Genomic DNA, 18,609 nt, shown 5'->3' with positions numbered 1-18,609 from the left:
ACAACTGATTCTTCGCCGCAAGTCTATTTTAGCGCCTATGGGCGAACGCCGGGACGACAGCAGGGCGTGTCGAGACAGCGCGGCTCAAACCATGGGGAGACAAGCTCGTCATGCGCACGCCGCGCGCCCGCGATGCACCGACGTACTGTGGGATTGCCTGTTTTCCAATTGACTTGCCACCACCGATGCTCGACACCCGCGATCAACTACCAAATTCTGCAAAGCTCCGGGGAGGAGATCGATGAGTCCGTCCGCTAGAATTCCGGCCGCGCAAGGCCGTTCCGACATCGAGAGCGCGACCATCAGCGCCATCTCGTGGCGGCTGATCCCCTTCCTCGTGCTCGCCTATTTCTTCTCCTATCTCGACCGCGTCAATCTCGGCTTCGCCGCGCTGACCATGAACGCCGAGCTGAAGTTCTCGCCGCTGGTGTTCGCCTGGGGCGCCGGCATCTTCTTCATCGGCTATTTCATCTTCGAGGTGCCCAGCAATCTGGCGCTGGAGAGGTTCGGCGCCAGCCGCTGGATCGCGCGCATCATGGTGACCTGGGGCATCATCTCGGCGCTGATGGCGCTGGTCTCGGGCCCGATGAGCTTCTACTCGCTGCGCTTCCTGCTCGGTGTCGCCGAGGCCGGCTTCTTTCCCGGCATCATCCTCTATCTCACTTATTGGTACCCGGCGCAGTATCGCGCGCGCTTCCTCGCCGCCTTCGCGGTCGCCGTGCCGATCTCGACCGTGATCGGCGCGCCGGTGTCGGGGCTGCTGCTCGGCATGCACGGCCTGATGGGGCTGCAGGGCTGGCAGTGGCTGTTCATCATCGAAGGCATCCCCTCGATCCTGCTCGGTGTCGTCACCTGGTTCTATCTCACCGACCGGCCGGAGCATGCGACCTGGCTGTCGGCGGAGCAGAAGGCGTGGCTCGCCGCACGGCTTCAGGCCGAGACCGCGGCCAAGCAGGCCGCGGGACACATGACGCTGGGCGACGCGCTGTCCTCGCCGAAGGTGATCGTGCTCAGCCTGATCTATTTCGGCTTCGTCGGGGCGCTCTACGGCATGCAGTTCTGGCTGCCGCAGATCGTCAAGGCGTTCGGCCTGAGCAATGTGCAGACCGGCTTCGTCACCGCGATTCCTTACGCGTTCGGCACCGTCGCGATGATCCTGTGGGCGCGGCATTCGGATGCGACGCGCGAGCGCGTGGTCCATGTCGGCGCGCCGCTGATCCTGATCGCGGTGGCGCTGGCCGCATCGAGCCAGATCGGCGATCCGACGCTGACCATGGTCGCGCTGACCTTCGCTGCCATCGGGGTGTTCTGCGTGTTCGGTGTGTTCTGGACCCTGCCGACGGCGTGGCTGTCGGGCACGGCCGCGGCCGGAGCGATCGCGCTGATCAACTCGATCGGCAATCTCGCCGGCTTCGGCGGGCCGTATCTGGTCGGCTGGATCAAGGACACCACCGGCTCGACCACGCACGGCCTGCTGGCGCTGTCGGTGCTGCCGCTGATCGCGGGGCTGCTGGTGTTCTTCGGCGGCCATGAGAGCAAGGTGGAATTCGCCGGCCAGGCGCCGGCCGAGTGATGTCGTCGCGTCATTCCCGGGCGGTCGCGCGGCGGCCGGGCCGGAATTCCGGCATCGGGAGGACGGTGCAGACCGAGGTCTGGATATCCGGCCAGCCGCCTATCGTCCGCCCCTGAATACCGGCGGAGCGCGCGGCGCGCCGCCCACGCGACGAGGAAATGAGGTCTTGCCTAGCGCGTGAGCAGCTGCGGCAACATGTCCAGATGTTCACGAAGTCATGATCAGTGACGATTATTGACAATCGTCACTCAACAATCGACACTCCTTCGCAACAGCAGCGAAGAGGTGTCCGATGCTCGTCCATCAGGTTTTGTCCAGCTATTCCAGGCTGTTGAGCGGCATGGCACTGGCTGCGGCGGCGGTCGCGCTGGCCGGTTGCAACGAGACCGTGGCCCAGAAGGCCGAGCCGATCCGCCCGGTCCTGGTCGCCACAGCCCACTACGAGGCCGATACGCCTGAGCGCAGCTTCGTCGGGACCATCCGGCCGAGAATCGAGGCCGATATCGGTTTCCGGGTCGCCGGCAAGGTCGCCAAGCGTCTGGTCGAGGTCGGGCAGACCGTCGAGATCGGCCAGCCGCTCGCCACGCTCGACGAGGTCGACCTGAAGCTGCAGGCCGAGCAGGCGGAGGCCGAATTCCGCGCCGCCACCGGCGTGCTGGCGCAGGCCTCCGCCGCCGAGACGCGCGCCAAGGAGCTGCGGGCCAAGGGCTGGACCACCGATGCGCAGATGGACCAGGCCAAGGCCTCCGCGGACGAGGCCCGCGCGCGGCTGAACCGCGCCGAACGCTCGGTCGAGCTGACCCGCAATTCGCTGTCCTATGCGACCTTGATGTCGGACGCCCGCGGCGTCGTCACCGCCGCGATGATCGAGCCCGGCGTCGTGGTTGCCGCCGGCCAGGCCGCGATCCGGGTGGCGCGCTTCGCCGAGAAGGAGGCCGTGGTCGCCATCCCCGAGACCCTGCTCGACCGCGCCAAGAGCGGCGTCGCGACGGTGTCGCTATGGTCGGAGGCCGGCAAGACCTACGCCGCGCGGCTGCGCGAGATCGCGCCGGCCGCCGATCCTGCGACCCGCACCTACCTCGCCAAGTTCTCGCTGCCCGATGCCGGCGAGGCGGTGTCGCTCGGCATGACTGCGACGCTCACGCTGTCCGATCCCGCCACCACCCGCGTGGCGCGTCTGCCGCTGTCGGCGCTGTTCAACGACGGCCGCGCGCCCTCGCTCTACGTCGTCAACGACAACGGCGAGGTGACGCTCAAGCCGGTCAAGGTGAAGGCGTATGAGAGCAAGGACGTGCTCGTCACGGCGGGCGTCGACGAAGGCGAGAAGGTGATCGCCCTCGGCGTGCAAAAGATCGATCCCGCGCAAAAGGTGCGGGTGGTGTCGGCGCTGGCGTTCTGATGGCGTGATGGACGACCTTCGACCCTCACCCTGAGGAGCCCGCCGAAGGCGGGCGTCTCGAAGGGCGAGGCTCGTATCGTGGCCTCATGGTTCGAGACGCGCCTTGCGGCGCTCCTCACCATGAGGGGCAAAAGCCGAGGCACTGCACATTTGACCATGAACACGCCGAGAGGCGTGTTCATGGGAGAGGGTTGAGGTGGGAAGCCGGGGCTGCACTCGACCATGAGCAGCATGCCCACGGAAGGAAATAAGACCCTCATCCTGAGGAGGCGCGAAGCGCCGTCTCGAAGGATGAGGCCAAAGAAGCCAAAAGCAATTAGGTCCTCATCGGAGAGCACCATGAAGCGGTTCAACCTGTCGGCCTGGGCGGTCAGTCATCCGCCGCTGGTGCTGTTCCTGATCATCGCGCTCGGCGTCGCCGGCTTCTTCTCCTATCAGAAGCTCGGTCGCGCCGAAGATCCGTTCTTCACCGTCAAGGTCGTCAACGTCTCGGTGATGTGGCCGGGCGCGACCGCTGCCGAAATGCAGAGCCAGGTCGCCGACCCCATCGAGAAGAAGCTGCAGGAGCTGCCCTACTTCGAGAAGGTGCAGACCTATTCGAAGCCGGCCTTCACCGCGATGCAGGTGACCTTCCGGGATTCGACGCCGCCGGCCGAGGTGCCGCATCTGTTCTATCTGATCCGCAAGAAGCTGGACGACGTGCAGTCCGCGCTGCCGTCGGGTATCGTCGGTCCCTTCGTCAATGACGAGTTCTCCGACGTCGATTCCATCCTGTTCATGATGACAGGCGACGGCGCCGACTACGCGCAGCTGAAGAAGACCGCCGAAGGCCTGCGCCAGCGTCTGCTGAAGGTTCCTGGTGTGACCAAGGTCAATCTCTACGGCACCCAGGACGAGCGCATCTATGTCGAGTTCAGCCATGCCAAGCTCGCCACCCTCGGCATCACGCCGCAGGCGCTGTTCGATTCGCTCGCCAAGCAGAACAATGTGACGCCGGCCGGCACGGTCGAGACCTCGTCGCAGCGCGTGCCGCTGCGGGTCACCGGCGCGCTCGACGGCGCCAAGGCGGTGGCGGAGACGCCGGTCGAGAGCAACGGACGCGTGTTCCGGCTCGGCGATATCGCCACTGTCACCCACGGCTTCGTCGATCCGCCGACCTTCAAGGTGCGGCAGGAGGGCAAGCCCGCGCTCGGCATCGGCGTCGTCACGGCCAAGGAGGCCAACATCCTGGAGCTCGGCAAGGAGGTCCACGCCGCTGCCGACGACTTCATGAAGGCGGTGCCGCAGGGCATCGAGATCGAGCAGATTGCCGACCAGCCCAAGGTGGTCGAACACGCTGTCAGCGAATTCGTGCACTCCTTCGTCGAGGCGCTGGTGATCGTGCTGTTCGTGTCGTTCCTGGCGCTGGGATGGCGCACCGGCATCGTCGTCGCACTGTCGGTGCCGCTGGTGCTCGGGCTCGTCTTCATCGTCATGAACATCATGGGGCTCAACCTGCATCGCATCTCGCTTGGTGCCCTCATCATTGCGCTTGGGCTGCTGGTCGACGACGCCATCATCGCGGTCGAGATGATGGTGGTGAAGATGGAGCAGGGCTGGGACCGGATGCGCGCCGCGTCGTTTGCCTGGGAATCCACCGCGTTCCCGATGCTGACCGGCACGCTGGTCACGGCCGCCGGCTTCCTGCCGATCGGCTTCGCCAATTCAGCAGTCGGCGAGTATGCCGGCAGCATCTTCTGGATCGTCGCGATCGCATTGGTCGCGTCCTGGTTCGTCGCCGTGATCTTCACGCCCTATATCGGCGTCAAGCTGCTGCCCGACATGAAGGCCCATCACGGCCAGGACGAGCATGCGATCTATGATACGCGCATGTACCGTATCCTGCGCCGCGTGATCCGCTGGTGCGTCGATCACCGCATCACCACCGTCGCCGCGACGGTCGGCGTGTTTGCGGCTGCAATCATCGCCTTCGGTCACGTCCAGCAGCAATTCTTCCCGCTGTCGGAACGACCCGAGCTGTTCCTGCAGCTCCGGCTGCCGGAAGGCACGGCGTTCGGTGTCACCGAACAGGCCGCCAGGACGGCAGAGAAGCTGCTCAAGGACGACAAGGACATCGAGACCTACACCGCCTATGTCGGGCAAGGCTCGCCGCGCTTCTGGCTTGGCCTCAACCCGCAACTGCCGAACGAGGCCTTCGCCGAGATCGTGATCGTCGCCAAGGACGTTGCGGCACGCGAGCGGATCAAGGCCAGGATCGAGACGGCCGCCGCCAACGGCGCATTGAACGAAGCGCGCGTCCGGGTCGATCGCTTCAATTTCGGTCCGCCGGTCGGCTTCCCCGTCCAGTTCCGCGTCGTCGGTCCCGATGCGGCGAAGGTGCGCGAGATCGCCTACCAGGTCCGCGACGTTGTCCGGCAGAATCCGAACGTCAGGGATCCGCAGCTCGACTGGAACGAGCAGTCGCCTTATCTGAAGCTCGTGGTCGACCAGGACCGCGCCCGCGCGCTTGGCCTCACCCCGCAGGACGTCTCCCAGGCGCTGGCGATGCTGATCTCCGGCGTGCAGGTCACGACCATCCGCGACGGCATCGAAAAGGTCGGCGTCGTCGCGCGTGCCGCGCCGTCCGAGCGGCTCGACCTCGCCCATGTCGGCGACCTCACCATCACCTCGAAGAACGGCGTCGTGGTGCCGCTGCAGCAGATCGCCAAGATCGAGTATTCTCACGAGGAGCCGATCCTGTGGCGGCGCAATCGCGACATGGCGATCACGGTGCGCGCCGATGTGGCGGACGGCGTCCAGGCGCCCGACGTCACCAGCCAGATCTCGCCGAAGCTGCAGGATATCCGCAACCGCCTCGAGCCGGCCTACCGGATCGAGGCAGGCGGCGCGTTCGAGGAATCCGCCAAGGGCAATGCCTCGATCTTCGTGCTGTTTCCGCTGATGGTCATCGTGATGCTGACGCTGCTGATGATTCAGCTGCAGAGCTTCTCGCGGCTGGTCCTGGTGTTCCTGACGGCGCCGCTCGGCATCGTCGGCGCCTCGCTCGGGCTCAACGTCGCCAATTCTCCGTTTGGCTTCGTCGCGCTGCTCGGCCTGATCGCGCTGGCCGGCATGATCATGCGCAATGCGGTGATCCTGGTCGATCAGATCGAGACCGACGTCGCCCATGGTCTGACCCGCAAGGAGGCGATCATCGAGGCCACCGTCCGCCGCGCCCGGCCGGTGGTGCTGACCGCGCTGGCGGCCATCCTCGCCATGATCCCGCTGTCGCGCTCCGCCTTCTGGGGCCCGATGGCGATCACCATCATGGGCGGCTTGTTCGTTGCAACGTTCCTCACACTGCTGTACTTGCCGGGATTGTATGCCCTATGGTTCCGCAAGAGCCTGGATGAGCGCGGGGCAGGTGCACGGGATCATTCTGCAGCGCAGCACGTTGATGGGCCGGCACCGGCGCTTCCACTCGCCGAGGCCGCCGAATGAAGGACAGACGACTCAAGGATAGACGATCGCAGGCATGATGACGCTGGTTTCCGAACACATCGAACCCGATACGCGCGAACGCATCCTCGTCGTGGCGGAACGCTTGTTTCGGCAGATCGGCTATCAGAAGACCACCGTCGCCGACATCGCCAAGGAGCTCCGCATGAGCCCGGCGAACGTCTACCGCTTCTTCGACTCCAAGAAGGCGATCCACGAGGGCGTCGCGCGGACGCTGATGGGGCAGGTCGAGGCGGCGGCGATGGCGATCGCCGAGCGTCCCGGCCCGACCGCGCCGCGGCTGCGCGAGCTGCTCGGCACCATCCACAGGATGAACACCGAGCGTTATGTCGGCGACAACAAGCTGCACGAGATGGTCGCGGTGGCGATGGAGCAGAGCTGGGAGGTCTGCGAGGCGCACATGCTGCTGATCACCGAGACCGTCGGCCGCGTGATCGGGCAGGGCGCCGCCTCGGGCGAGTTCGCGGTCAGCGACCTGCCGGTGGCGGCAAAATGCGCCTGCACGGCGATGATGCGGTTCTTCCATCCGCAGATGATCGCGCAATGCGCGACCAAGCCGGGTCCGACCGTCGACGAGATGATCGATTTCGTGCTGGTGGGGCTTGGTTCGAACGGCGCTGCAAGATAAGTTCTCCGTCGTTGCGAGCAATGACGGAAGGGGCGATGGCGTGATCGAGCGGGACCTGCATTTCTACGAACCGAAGAACGGCCACGGCCTCCGCCACGATCCCTTCAACGCCATCATCGCGCCGCGCCCGATCGGCTGGATCTCGTCGCGCGATCCGGATGGTCACGTCAATCTCGCGCCCTACAGCTTCTTCAACGCCTTCAACTACACGCCGCCGATCATCGGCTTCTCCTCGACGAACTTCAAGGACACGGTCGCCAACATCAGGGATACCGGCGAGTTCGTGTGGAATCTGGTGACGCGCGATCTGGCGACGCAGATGAACGCGACAGCCGCGCATGTCGCGCGCGAGGTCGACGAGTTCGCGCTCGCCGGCGTCACCGCGGTGCCGAGCACGTTCGTCAACGTGCCGCGCGTCGGCGAGAGTCCGGTCGCGTTCGAATGCAAGGTCACGCAGATCATCCAGTTGCAGGGCGCCGACGGCACCAAGACCCAGGCCTGGCTGACGCTCGGCGAGGTCGTGGCCGTGCACATCGACAAGGCGCTGATCAAGGACGGCGTCTACCAGACCGCGCTGGCGCATCCGATCGTCCGCGCCGGCCGCCGCGGCGATTATTTCGAGATCAAGGCGGAAGACATGTTCGAGATGATCAGGCCGGACTGAGCGCGTCGATCCCCGAAGCTGACATCTCCGCCGCAACTGGAGGCCATCCGACGTGACCGAAGCGACCATCCCCGCCACTCCCACCGAGCCGCGCGGCGATCTTTGCATCCGCACCCTGGCGATGCCGGCTGACACCAACGCCAATGGCGACATCTTCGGCGGCTGGCTGCTCAGCCAGATGGATGTCGGCGGCGGCGTGTTCGCCGCCAAGGTCGCGAAGTCGCGCACGGTGACGGTCGCGATCGAGGCGATGAACTTCCGCAAGGCGGTCTATGTCGGCGATCTCGTCTCGGTCTACGCGCATCTCGTGCGGGTCGGCCGGACATCGATGACCGTGCGTCTCGAGGCCTGGGTGCTGCGCCGGAGAGAGGAGCAGCCGATCCTCGTCACCGACGGCAACTTCACCTACGTGTCGATCGACGACAATGGCCGTCCCCAGCCGATCAAGCGGGAAGGCGACGCGGCGCGCGCATGACGGAGACGCTGCGGGTTCGCTCCGGACGGCGTTAACTCTTTGTTAGTATAACGGATCGATGGGCTGGGAACCCCTTGCGTGAGCGCGCGTTTTGAGGGGCGCGCCCGAAGTGTCGGTGAATGGACGCCTTCAGGAGTTGTCGGCGTGCACGGCTTGCCGGCCTCTGCACGAGAGTGTCGTCAACTACTCGAAATGCGTCGTAGGAGGGAAGGGTTCAGCAGAACGCGACGGCGTGGAGTTCGTCCACAACCGCGCGTGTATTTTTTGTTGCATTGCAGGTATGATGATAGTTAGGTGTTTTTGACCGTGGGGGTTCGGTCGAGGTCGTCGCCGAGACGACAGGAGGTGGGCCGACAGGCCTGTCTTCCAGGAACAGGGAGGTTGCTCCCGGGGGCACAGTTTGGACCGGTGATCGGGGAGTGGGACATGCCCAATGTGGACGAGAAGCTGACTGTCGAAGTTCTGAGGAAGCTGCAGCAGCGGCTGCTCCATGCCGAAGAGCGAATCGGCGTTTACGAAATCCAGCTCGGTGCATTTCGCGATCATCATGTCGAGATGTTGCGAGACCTGCGCACGATCTACCAACTGCTCGGTCAGCATCACGACCGTCTGAGCGGAGTCGATGCGCCGCATCGCAAGGCCACGCTCGTTCCGGAGGATCCCCGCTGATTCGGCAACGTCCGTGATGGATGTGGCTGCGTGCAGCGCAGCCAACATAACATCCACACAATTGTCTGTTGGCATGCATATCGGACGCACGACGGCTCCCTGACAGGAACATTCGTCACGGAGCCTCGTTAGACGCCCCGGAATGAAATGACGGGATTTTGCAATGTCCGACACCTACATCATCGAGGTCAGCTCTCAGGCGGCGGGGATCGTGATCCGCGACCGCGGCGGCTTCCGCTTCTTCGCGGCGTCGCACCGCTTCAATGCGCTCGAGGGCCAGGTGTTTCGCAACGCCCGCGAGGCGGAGCGCGCCGCGCTTCGCATCGTCACCGGCGAGCTGAGCGCCGCCGCCTGACACGCTCTTCCGAGACATGCGGTAGGACAGAAGCTGCGCGCCGAGCGGATTTGTCGCGCTGCACCAAAGGTGATTGCTGCAGCGCTCCTCTATCCCTCGCTGATTGACGCTTGACTCGATCAGCCTCACCATGGTGGAGCACGTTTGAAAGCTCGCCATGGCCGTTCTCTCTCAGCGTCAGACCGACATCCTCAACATCGCCCGCGCCTCCGGCCGCGTCATGGTGGAGGATCTGTCGCGCCGCTTCGAAGTCTCGGCGCAGACGATCCGCAAGGACCTCAACGATCTCTGCGAGCAGCGCGCGCTGACGCGGATCCATGGTGGCGCCATCATCGCCTCGGGCGTCGAGAACCTCGCCTATGAGGCGCGGCGCTTCGTCGCTGCCGACGAGAAGAAGGCGATCGGCGCGATTGCCGCGGCGCGCATTCCCAACGGCTCCTCGCTCTTCATCAACATCGGCACCACGACCGAGGAGGTGGCGAGCGCGCTGACCTCGCATCAGGACCTGCTGGTCATCACCAACAATCTCAACGTGGCGATGCTGCTCTATCCGCATCCCCGCATCGAGGTGATCGTCGCCGGCGGCAGCGTGCGGCGCTCGGACGGCGGCGTGGTCGGCTCGACGGCGACGCAGCTGATCGGCCAGTTCAAGGTCGATTATGCGATCATCGGCGCCTCCGCGATCGACGAGGAGGGCGCACTGCTCGACTTCGACTACCGCGAGGTGCAGGTTGCGCAGGCGATCATCGCCAATGCGCGCAGCGTGATGCTGGTGGCGGATTCGACCAAGCTTCACCGCAGCGCGCCGGTGCGCATCGCCCATCTCAGCCAGATCCAGACCTTCGTCACCGACCGGCCGCTGCCGGACGGACTCGCCGCCCTGTGCCACAGCCGCGGCATCGAGGTGATCTCTGCCCTGCCGGACGACGAAGCCGATGAGGCCGCAGAGCCGAGCGAAACCAGCGCGTCCACCGTGCTGCGCCGCGCCTGAGAATCCGCCACCATCCAGGGCCGTTTGATTCCGGATTGAGCAGGTTTTGCCCAATCTCGGCCCAACATGCGAATTTCGATTTGCTTTCACTTTCGTTTGTGTTTAACTCGAAACCGAAAGTGAAATCGCCGGCCTGAAGGCGATTGTCGGGGGAAGCGTCGGGTGGAGCGGATCTACGACCTCGCCATTGTCGGAGGCGGCGTGAACGGTTGCGGCATCGCGCGCGATGCGGCCGGACGCGGAAATTCCGTTTTCCTTTGCGAAATGAACGATCTTGCGAGCGGGACCTCATCCTGGTCGACCAAGCTCGTGCATGGCGGCCTGCGCTATCTCGAATACTACGAGTTCCGCCTGGTGCGCGAGGCGCTGATCGAGCGCGAAATCCTCTGGCAGATCGCGCCCCACATCATCCGTCCGCTGCGCTTCGTGCTGCCGCATCATGCGGGCCTGCGCCCGGCCTGGCTGCTGCGCCTCGGCCTGTTCCTCTATGACCATCTCGGCGGCCGCAAGCTGCTGCCGCCGACGCGCTCGGTCAATCTGCGCAGCGACGAGGTCGGCCGTCCCTTGATCGCGGGACGTTACAGCAAGGGCTTCGAGTATTCCGACTGCTTCGTCGACGATGCCCGCCTCGTCGTGCTGACCGCCCGCGACGCCGCCGATCGTGGCGCCGTCATCCGCACGCGGACGCGCGCCACCGAGATCCGGCAGGACGGCAGCCATTGGCTGGTCACCACCGAGAATACGCAGACCGGAGAGCGTGAGACCATCAAGGCGCGCGCGCTGGTCAACGCGGCCGGACCATGGGTCGAGCAGGTGCTGTCGACAGGCGCCGGCGTCAACGCGAAGGCGAAGGTGCGGCTGGTGCAGGGCTCGCACATCGTGGTGCGCAAGCTGTACGATCACGACCGCGCCTACATCTTCCAGAATGCCGATGGCCGCATCATCTTCGCCATCCCCTATCAGCAGGACTTCACGCTGATCGGCACCACCGACCGCGACTACCAGGGCGATCCGGCCAAGGTGAAGGCGACCGACGAGGAGATCAGCTATCTCTGCGCCGCGCTCGGCGAATACCTTGCCAAGCCCGTGACGCCGGCCGACGTCGTGTGGAGCTATTCAGGCGTGCGTCCGCTCTATGACGACGGCGCCAGCGAGGCCAAGGCGGCGACGCGCGACTATGTGTTCGAGCTCGATACGCCCGGCGGCCTGCCGCTGTTGTCGATCTATGGCGGCAAGATCACGACCTATCGGCGCTTGTCAGAAGAGGCGCTGGAGCGCCTCGGGCCCTATCTGAAGGGCGCCAACGCGGAGGAGGGCTGGACCGGCAAGGCGCCGCTGCCCGGCGGCGACATGAAGGTCCAGGCGGTGACGGGGTTGATCGCCGATCTGCGCAAGACCTATCCGTTCCTCACAGATGCACATGCGAAGCGGATCGCGCTTGCGTATGGCACACGCGCGGCGACCATGCTCGGGTTTGCGACATCTGCGTCCGATCTCGGTCAGGACTTCGGAGGCACCTTGACGGAGCGCGAAGTCAGGTACCTGATGACGAACGAATGGGCGTTGACGGCCGAGGACATCGTGTGGCGTCGATCGAAGCTGGGATTGCGGATGTCGGCAGCCGAGATTGCCGCGCTCGATGCGTGGATCGTCGCCAACCGCGACCGGTCTGCCGCGACCGCGCGTGAAGCGGGAGGGCGCGCATGAGCGTCACCCTCGATCACGTCTCCCGAACCGTGGATGGCGTCGCGACCATTCGCGACGTGTCGCTGACCCTGCAGCGCGGCACGCTGAGCGTGCTGCTCGGACCGACGCTGTCGGGCAAGACCTCGATCATGCGGCTGCTCGCCGGCCTCGACCGGCCGACCACCGGCCGCGTGCTGGTCGACGGCAAGGACGTCACCGGCGCCGACGTGCGGCAGCGCTCGGTTGCGATGGTCTATCAGCAGTTCATCAACTATCCGTCGCTGACGGTCTATGAGAACATCGCTTCGCCGCTGCGCGTTCAGGGCAAGCCACGCCAGGAGATCGAGAAGCGGGTGGCCGAGGCCGCGCGATTGCTGCGGCTCGAGCCGTTCCTGAAGCGGACCCCGCTGCAGCTCTCCGGCGGCCAGCAGCAGCGCACGGCGATTGCGCGGGCGCTGGTCAAGGGCGCCGACCTCGTGCTGCTCGACGAGCCCCTGGCCAATCTCGACTACAAGCTGCGCGAGGAGCTGCGCACCGAGTTGCCGCGCATCTTCGAGGCGTCGGGCGCGATCTTCGTCTATGCCACCACTGAGCCGTCCGAAGCGCTGCTGCTCGGCGGCCGCACCATCTGCATGTGGGAAGGGCAGGCGCTGCAGGCCGGCGACACCGCCTCCGTCTATCGGCGTCCCGATACATTGCGGGTCGGCCAGGTGTTCTCGGATCCGCCGATGAACATCGTCGATATCGAGAAGCGCGGCGACAGCGTGCACTACTCAGGCGACGTCACGGCGTCGGCGACCGGACTCTATGCCGATCTGCCCGACGGCCATTATCGGGTCGGCTTTCGGCCGCACCAACTCGGGCTCGCGAAGGGCGGCGGCAATCTCGGCCGCCACGTCTTTCCTGCCACCGTTGCGGTCACGGAGATCACCGGATCGGAGAGCTTCGTTCACCTGACGCGCGACGGCACGAACTGGGTCGCCGTGCTGCATGGCGTGCATGAATACGAGCCCGGTGACACCCTCGAGGCCGTGCTCGATCCCGCCAACGTCTTCGTGTTCGATGCCGCCGACCGCCTGGTCGCCGCATCGAGCAGCATGTGAGGGAGATGCCGCATGGCCCGCATTGACCTCGTCGACCTCGCCCAATCCTACAATGGCAACGATGCCGACATCGAAAGCTTCGCGCTGAAGCCGGTGACGATGACCTGGCGCCAGGGGGGCGCCTATGCGCTGCTGGGCCCATCCGGCTGCGGCAAGACCACGCTGCTCAACCTGATCTCCGGCATCCTCACGCCATCGCGCGGAAAAATCCTGTTCGACGGCAAGGACATCACGCAGGCCTCGACCCGCGAGCGCAACATCGCGCAGGTGTTCCAGTTCCCGGTCATCTACGACACCATGACGGTCGGCGAGAACCTCGCTTTCCCGCTCAAGAACCGCGGCGTGCCCCGGGCCGAGATCGACAAGCGCGTCGCCGAGATCGCGCGGCTGCTGGATCTCACGCCGGACCTCCATCGCAAGGCGACGCGGCTCACGGCCGACGCCAAGCAGAAGATCTCGCTCGGCCGCGGCCTCGTCCGCTCCGACGTCGCCGCCGTGTTGTTCGACGAGCCGCTCACCGTGATCGATCCCGAGCTGAAATGGCAGCTGCGCTCCAAGCTGAAGGCGCTGCATCGCGAGCTCGACCTCACGATGATCTACGTGACGCATGATCAGACCGAGGCGCTGACCTTCGCCGATACGGTCGTGGTCATGCACGACGGCCGTGTCGTGCAGAGCGGCACGCCCGCCGAGCTGTTCGACAAGCCGGCGCATACCTTCGTCGGCTACTTCATCGGCTCGCCCGGCATGAACATCCTCTCCGCCGATGTGAAGGGCCGGGAGGCCCGGATCGACGGTCATACGCTGACGCTCGCACACAGCTATGATGCGCTGCCTGCGGGCGCCAAGATCGAGATCGGCGTCCGGCCCGAATTCGTCGACGTCGCAGCGCCCGGACCCGGCCTGCTCGATGCCAATATCGAGCGTATCGACGATCTCGGCCGCATCCGCTTCGCGCGCGTCCGGGTCGGCGACGTCAAGTTTGCCGCGCGGATTCCGTCGGGCTTCTCGCCATCGTCCTCGTCGATCGGGCTCAGGTTCGATCCGGCGCACGTCCATGTCTATGCCGACAGCCGCCTCGTCGAGGGAGCCTGAGTGATGGACAAGACCATCAACAACAAGGCCTGGTTCCTGGTCCTGCCGGTGTTCCTGCTGGTCGCATTCTCCGCCATCCTGCCGCTGATGACGGTGGTGAACTATTCGCTTCAGGATACGTTCGGCAACAACCAGTTCTTCTGGAACGGCGTCGGCTGGTTCAAGGAATTGCTCGATCCCTCGACCGATCTCGGCGGCCGTTTCCTCGCTTCGCTGGGCCGCAACCTGGTGTTCTCGGCCGTGATCCTCGCCATCGAGGTGCCGCTCGGCATCGTCGTGGCGCTGTCGATGCCGCGCGGCGGATGGACGGTGGCGTTCTGCCTGGTCACGCTGGCGCTGCCGCTGCTGATTCCATGGAACGTGGTCGGCACGATCTGGCAGATCTTCGGCCGTCCCGACATCGGCCTGCTCGGCTATACGCTGACCAGCATGGGAATCGACTACAACTACGTCTCCAACGATGTTGACGCCTGGGTGACCGTCATCGTCATGGACGTCTGGCATTGGACCAGCCTGGTGGCGCTGCTCTGCTATGCAGGCCTCAAATCCATCCCCGACGCCTATTACCAGGCGGCGCAGATCGACGGCGCCTCGCGCTGGGCGGTGTTCACCGCGATCCAGCTGCCCAAGATGCACCGGGTGCTCCTGATCGCGGTGCTGCTGCGCTTCATGGACAGCTTCATGATCTACACCGAGCCGTTCGTGGTGACCGGCGGCGGGCCAGGCAATTCCACCACCTTCATCTCGATCGAGCTGGTCAAGATCGCGCTCGGCCAGTTCGACCTCGGCAAGGCCGCGGCGCTGTCCTTGGTCTACAACCTGATCATCCTGATCGTCTGCTGGGTGTTCTACACCATCATGACCCATGCCGGCACCGAGCGCCGGCCGGCGGAAGGAGGCGCGTGATGAACTCGATCCCAGGCCGTCGCGTCATCATCTCGGTGTTCCTGATCTTCCTGCTGTTGCCGATCTATTGGCTCGTCAACATGAGCTTCAAGACCAATGGCGAGATCGTCTCGACCATGACCTTGTGGCCGCATCAGCCGACGATCGCGAACTACATGCGCATCTTCACCGATGAGAGCTGGTACTCCGGCTACATCAACTCGCTGAAATACGTGATCATCAACACCGTGATCTCGATCTCGGTGGCGCTGCCGGCGGCCTACGCGTTCTCGCGCTACCGCTTCCTCGGCGACAAGCATCTGTTCTTCTGGCTGCTCTCGAACCGGATGGCGCCGGCCGCGGTCTATGCGCTGCCGTTCTTCAACCTGTATTCCGCGATCGGACTGTTCGATACGCCCTGGGCCGTCGCGCTCGCGCATTGCATCTTCAACGTGCCGCTCGCGGTCTGGATCCTCGAGGGCTTCGTCTCCTCGGTGCCGCGCGAGATCGACGAGACCGCCTTTCTCGACGGCTATTCGTTCCCGCGCTTCTTCATCAAGATCCTGGTGCCGCTGATCGCGAGCGGCATCGGCGTCGCCGCCTTCTTCTGCTTCATGTTCTCCTGGGTCGAGCTCCTGCTCGCACGCACGCTGACGTCGGTCGACGCCAAGCCGATCTCGGCGGTCATGACCCGCACGGTGTCGGCCGCCGGCATGGATTGGGGCCTGCTCGCCGCCGCTGGCGTGCTCACCATCATCCCGGGCGCGCTCGTCATCTGGTTCGTCCGCAACTACATCGCGCGCGGCTTCGCGCTGGGGCGGGTGTGATGATGATGCGGTGGCAAGCTGACAGCAACAAGCTCGCTGCGCTCCCTTCCCCCTTGCGGGGGAGGGTCGGGGAGGGGGGCACACCACGGGTAGTCTTTGTCGGAACCCCCACCCCCGACCCCTCCCCGCCTAGCGAAGCTTCGCTTCGCGCGGGGGGAGGGGAGCGGACTGCCGCCGGTGCGACGGCGTGGTCATCGCTTGCAGCGTTCGAAGCCTGGAGGCACTGACGCCATGGACAATATCGCATGGATGGCCTGGACCTTGCCGAGTGCGATCTTTTTCGCTCTGCTGGCCTGCACGCTCGGCGTCATGACGTGGCTCGCGGCCGCCTATCCCGAGGCCGAGCGCGTCGGCGTGCTGCGGATTCCGACCACGCGCGGCGACCGCCTGTTCATTTCGCTGATTGCGGCCGCCGTCATTCATCTGGTGTGGATCGGCCTGGTCGGAACCGACGCCATCGCCAGCGTGCCGGTCGGCGAAGAGAGTTTTGAGATTTCGAGCCTATGGCTCGCAAGCGCGATTTCGTTGGCGTCGGCCGTTGCGATCTTCCGCACCGTCTGAGGCGAACGAAGAGGAGCAGATCCGGGAGCAACCCGGGCCTGAAGAAGTCTGTCACTGCAATGGAGGAAACACCATGCGAGATCTGCCGGAAGGGAAGAAGCCCCTGCCCAGGGCCTTGAAGACCAAGGCGTTGATGATGACGAGCGCGTTCGCGCTGATGGCGGCATCGGCTGCGCTCACCGCGCCCGCCTATGCCGACGAGGCGGCCGCGAAGAAGTGGATCGACAGCGAGTTTCAGCCGTCGACACTGTCGAAGGACGACCAGCTGAAGGAGATGCAGTGGTTCATCAAGGCCGCTGCGCCCTTCAAGGGCATGGACATCAACGTGGTGTCGGAAACCCTGACGACGCACGAATATGAATCCAAGATGCTGGCCAAGGCGTTCGAGGAAATCACCGGCATCAAGGTCAAGCACGACATCATCCAGGAGGGTGACGTCGTCGAGAAGATCCAGACCCAGATGCAGTCCGGCAAGAACGTCTATGACGGCTGGATCAACGACTCCGACTTCATCGGCACGCACTTCCGCTACGGCCAGGCCGTCGATCTGACGGAGTGGATGGCGGGCGAGGCCAAGGACGTCACCAATCCCGGTCTTGACGTCAAGGACTTCATCGGCACGTCGTTCACCACGGCGCCGAACGGCCATCTCTATCAGCTGCCCGATCAGCAGTTCGCGAACCTCTATTGGTTCCGCTACGACTGGTTCACCAATCCGGACTACAAGGCCAAGTTCAAGGCCAAATATGGCTACGACCTCGGCGTGCCCGTGAACTGGTCCGCCTATGAGGACATCGCCGAGTTCTTCACCAACGACATCAAGGAGATCAACGGCGTCAAGGTCTATGGCCACATGGACTATGGCAAGAAGGATCCTTCGCTCGGCTGGCGCTTCACCGATGCGTGGCTGTCGATGGCCGGCAACGGCGACAAGGGCCTGCCGAACGGCCTGCCGGTCGACGAATGGGGCATCCGCATGGAAGGCTGCCGTCCGGTCGGCTCCTCGGTCGAGCGGGGCGGCGACGTCAACGGACCGGCTGCGGTCTACTCGATCACCAAATATCTCGACTGGATGAAGAAGTATGCCCCGCCGCAGGCGCAGGGCATGACCTTCTCCGAGTCGGGCCCGGTGCCGTCGCAGGGCAACGTCGCCCAGCAGATCTTCTGGTACACCGCCTTCACCGCCGACATGGTCAAGCCCGGCCTGCCGGTGATGAACGCCGACGGCACGCCGAAATGGCGCATGGCCCCGTCGCCGCACGGATCGTACTGGAAGGACGGCATGAAGCTCGGCTATCAGGACGTCGGCTCGCTGACGCTGCTGAAGTCGACCCCGGTCGACCGCCGCAAGGCGGCCTGGCTGTATCAGCAGTTCATCGTCTCCAAGACGGTGTCCCTGAAGAAGAGCCATGTCGGCCTCACCTTCATTCGTGAATCGGACATCTGGGACAAGTCGTTCACCGAGCGCGCGCCGAAGCTCGGCGGCCTGATCGAGTTCTACCGCTCGCCCGCCCGCGTGCAGTGGACCCCGACCGGCAACAACGTGCCCGACTATCCGAAGCTCGCGCAGCTGTGGTGGCAGAACATCGGCGATGCGTCGTCCGGTGCGAAGACCCCGCAAGCCGCGATGGATGCGCTCGCAGCCGCCCAGGACTCCGTCCTCGAGCGTCTCGAGAAGTCCAAGGTGCAGGGCGACTGCGGTCCGAAGCTGAACAAGAAGGAATCGGCCGAGTACTGGTTCAACAAGTCGGCCAAGGACGGCAACATCGCTCCGCAGCGCAAGCTCGCCAACGAGAAGCCGAAGGGCGAGACGATCGACTACGACACGCTGATCAAGTCGTGGCCGGCCACCCCGCCGAAGCGCGCCGAGGCGAAGTAATCGCCTCGCCGTGATGCCCCGCCCCCCTGCGGGGCATCACGGCGGTAGACGACGAAATGATGCAAGAGGCCGGGAGCGATCCCGGCCTCTTCTTTTGACGGCAATGGGAGCTGGACATCCCACCTCCCCCGGGAAATCTTCCCGGGTCACATGGGACATATTCCACCCGGCAAGCGCCTTGAAGCCGATGACGACAGGCGGCACTCTTTCTTGATCGGGATCAGCGCGGCGCTTGCCGCGACTTTGCCCCAAGGACACGAAACAACAAGGCCTCGACACGATCCGGCGTCATCCTTTGCTTCCCTCGCGCGCTCAGCCTGA

Annotated in this window: 16 protein-coding genes; all 16 read left to right on the top strand. The window is 64.8% G+C overall.

Translation table 11 applies throughout. From position 1 onward, the window contains the following. The first annotated feature begins 241 nt into the window (after positions 1 to 241). The 16 genes from QQL87_RS27365 (at position 242) to QQL87_RS27290 (ending at position 18,288) form a co-directional block, all read left to right on the top strand. Entirely contained in the window at positions 242 to 1,573 is a 1,332-nt protein-coding gene (locus QQL87_RS27365) for an MFS transporter (protein ID WP_284422047.1), read from the top strand. A 292-nt stretch (positions 1,574 to 1,865) separates the two neighbouring features. Beyond that, the gene (locus QQL87_RS27360; protein ID WP_284422046.1) at positions 1,866 to 2,972 is read left to right on the top strand and encodes an efflux RND transporter periplasmic adaptor subunit; all 1,107 of its coding nucleotides are present in this window, start codon (positions 1,866 to 1,868) and stop codon (positions 2,970 to 2,972) included. A 339-nt stretch (positions 2,973 to 3,311) separates the two neighbouring features. Further along, the gene (locus QQL87_RS27355; RefSeq protein WP_284422045.1) at positions 3,312 to 6,452 is read left to right on the top strand and encodes an efflux RND transporter permease subunit; all 3,141 of its coding nucleotides are present in this window, start codon (positions 3,312 to 3,314) and stop codon (positions 6,450 to 6,452) included. A gap of 34 nt (positions 6,453 to 6,486) precedes the next feature. Next, complete coding sequence (locus QQL87_RS27350; protein WP_284422044.1) at positions 6,487 to 7,098, top strand: TetR/AcrR family transcriptional regulator; 612 nt, start codon at positions 6,487 to 6,489, stop codon at positions 7,096 to 7,098. Positions 7,099 to 7,138: 40 nt separating this feature from the next. Beyond that, the gene (locus QQL87_RS27345) at positions 7,139 to 7,762 is read left to right on the top strand and encodes a flavin reductase family protein (RefSeq protein WP_284422043.1); all 624 of its coding nucleotides are present in this window, start codon (positions 7,139 to 7,141) and stop codon (positions 7,760 to 7,762) included. 52 nt (positions 7,763 to 7,814) lie between these two features. Next, positions 7,815 to 8,237, top strand: a complete 423-nt coding sequence (locus tag QQL87_RS27340; protein ID WP_284422042.1) for an acyl-CoA thioesterase — start codon at positions 7,815 to 7,817, stop codon at positions 8,235 to 8,237. 426 nt (positions 8,238 to 8,663) lie between these two features. Next, a complete protein-coding gene (locus QQL87_RS27335) occupies positions 8,664 to 8,906 on the top strand; it encodes a hypothetical protein (RefSeq protein ID WP_284422041.1) in 243 nt (80 codons plus the stop codon). Positions 8,907 to 9,069: 163 nt separating this feature from the next. Further along, positions 9,070 to 9,261 (top strand): hypothetical protein, encoded by a 192-nt coding sequence (locus QQL87_RS27330; RefSeq protein ID WP_009029183.1) that lies wholly within the window; start codon positions 9,070 to 9,072, stop codon positions 9,259 to 9,261. A gap of 157 nt (positions 9,262 to 9,418) precedes the next feature. After that, positions 9,419 to 10,252, top strand: a complete 834-nt coding sequence (locus QQL87_RS27325) for a DeoR/GlpR family DNA-binding transcription regulator (protein WP_284422040.1) — start codon at positions 9,419 to 9,421, stop codon at positions 10,250 to 10,252. Between the two features lie 162 nt (positions 10,253 to 10,414). Then, complete coding sequence (glpD, locus tag QQL87_RS27320; RefSeq protein ID WP_284422038.1) at positions 10,415 to 11,959, top strand: glycerol-3-phosphate dehydrogenase; 1,545 nt, start codon at positions 10,415 to 10,417, stop codon at positions 11,957 to 11,959. Continuing rightward, a complete protein-coding gene (locus QQL87_RS27315) occupies positions 11,956 to 13,041 on the top strand; it encodes an ABC transporter ATP-binding protein (protein WP_284422036.1) in 1,086 nt (361 codons plus the stop codon). The genes glpD and QQL87_RS27315 overlap by 4 nt, the downstream gene beginning before the upstream one ends. A gap of 12 nt (positions 13,042 to 13,053) precedes the next feature. Further along, positions 13,054 to 14,136, top strand: coding sequence for an ABC transporter ATP-binding protein (locus tag QQL87_RS27310; protein WP_284422035.1), 1,083 nt, complete (start codon positions 13,054 to 13,056; stop codon positions 14,134 to 14,136). 3 nt (positions 14,137 to 14,139) lie between these two features. Beyond that, positions 14,140 to 15,042 carry a carbohydrate ABC transporter permease gene (locus tag QQL87_RS27305; RefSeq protein WP_284422034.1) on the top strand — a complete coding sequence of 301 codons (903 nt, stop codon included), beginning with the start codon at positions 14,140 to 14,142 and terminating at the stop codon, positions 15,040 to 15,042. Further along, positions 15,042 to 15,848 carry a carbohydrate ABC transporter permease gene (locus QQL87_RS27300; protein ID WP_284422033.1) on the top strand — a complete coding sequence of 269 codons (807 nt, stop codon included), beginning with the start codon at positions 15,042 to 15,044 and terminating at the stop codon, positions 15,846 to 15,848. The genes QQL87_RS27305 and QQL87_RS27300 overlap by 1 nt, the downstream gene beginning before the upstream one ends. A 231-nt stretch (positions 15,849 to 16,079) precedes the next feature. Further along, positions 16,080 to 16,409, top strand: coding sequence for a DUF2160 domain-containing protein (locus QQL87_RS27295; protein ID WP_284422032.1), 330 nt, complete (start codon positions 16,080 to 16,082; stop codon positions 16,407 to 16,409). Positions 16,410 to 16,545: 136 nt separating this feature from the next. Next, positions 16,546 to 18,288 (top strand): ABC transporter substrate-binding protein, encoded by a 1,743-nt coding sequence (locus tag QQL87_RS27290; protein WP_284422058.1) that lies wholly within the window; start codon positions 16,546 to 16,548, stop codon positions 18,286 to 18,288. Positions 18,289 to 18,609 lie beyond the last annotated feature (321 nt).

The organism is Bradyrhizobium sp. SSBR45G (assembly GCF_030159255.1).
Taxonomy (GTDB): Bacteria; Pseudomonadota; Alphaproteobacteria; order Rhizobiales; family Xanthobacteraceae; genus Bradyrhizobium.
The sequence above is the reverse complement of the archived record's forward strand: the minus strand, read 5'-3'. Positions and strand labels throughout refer to the sequence as shown.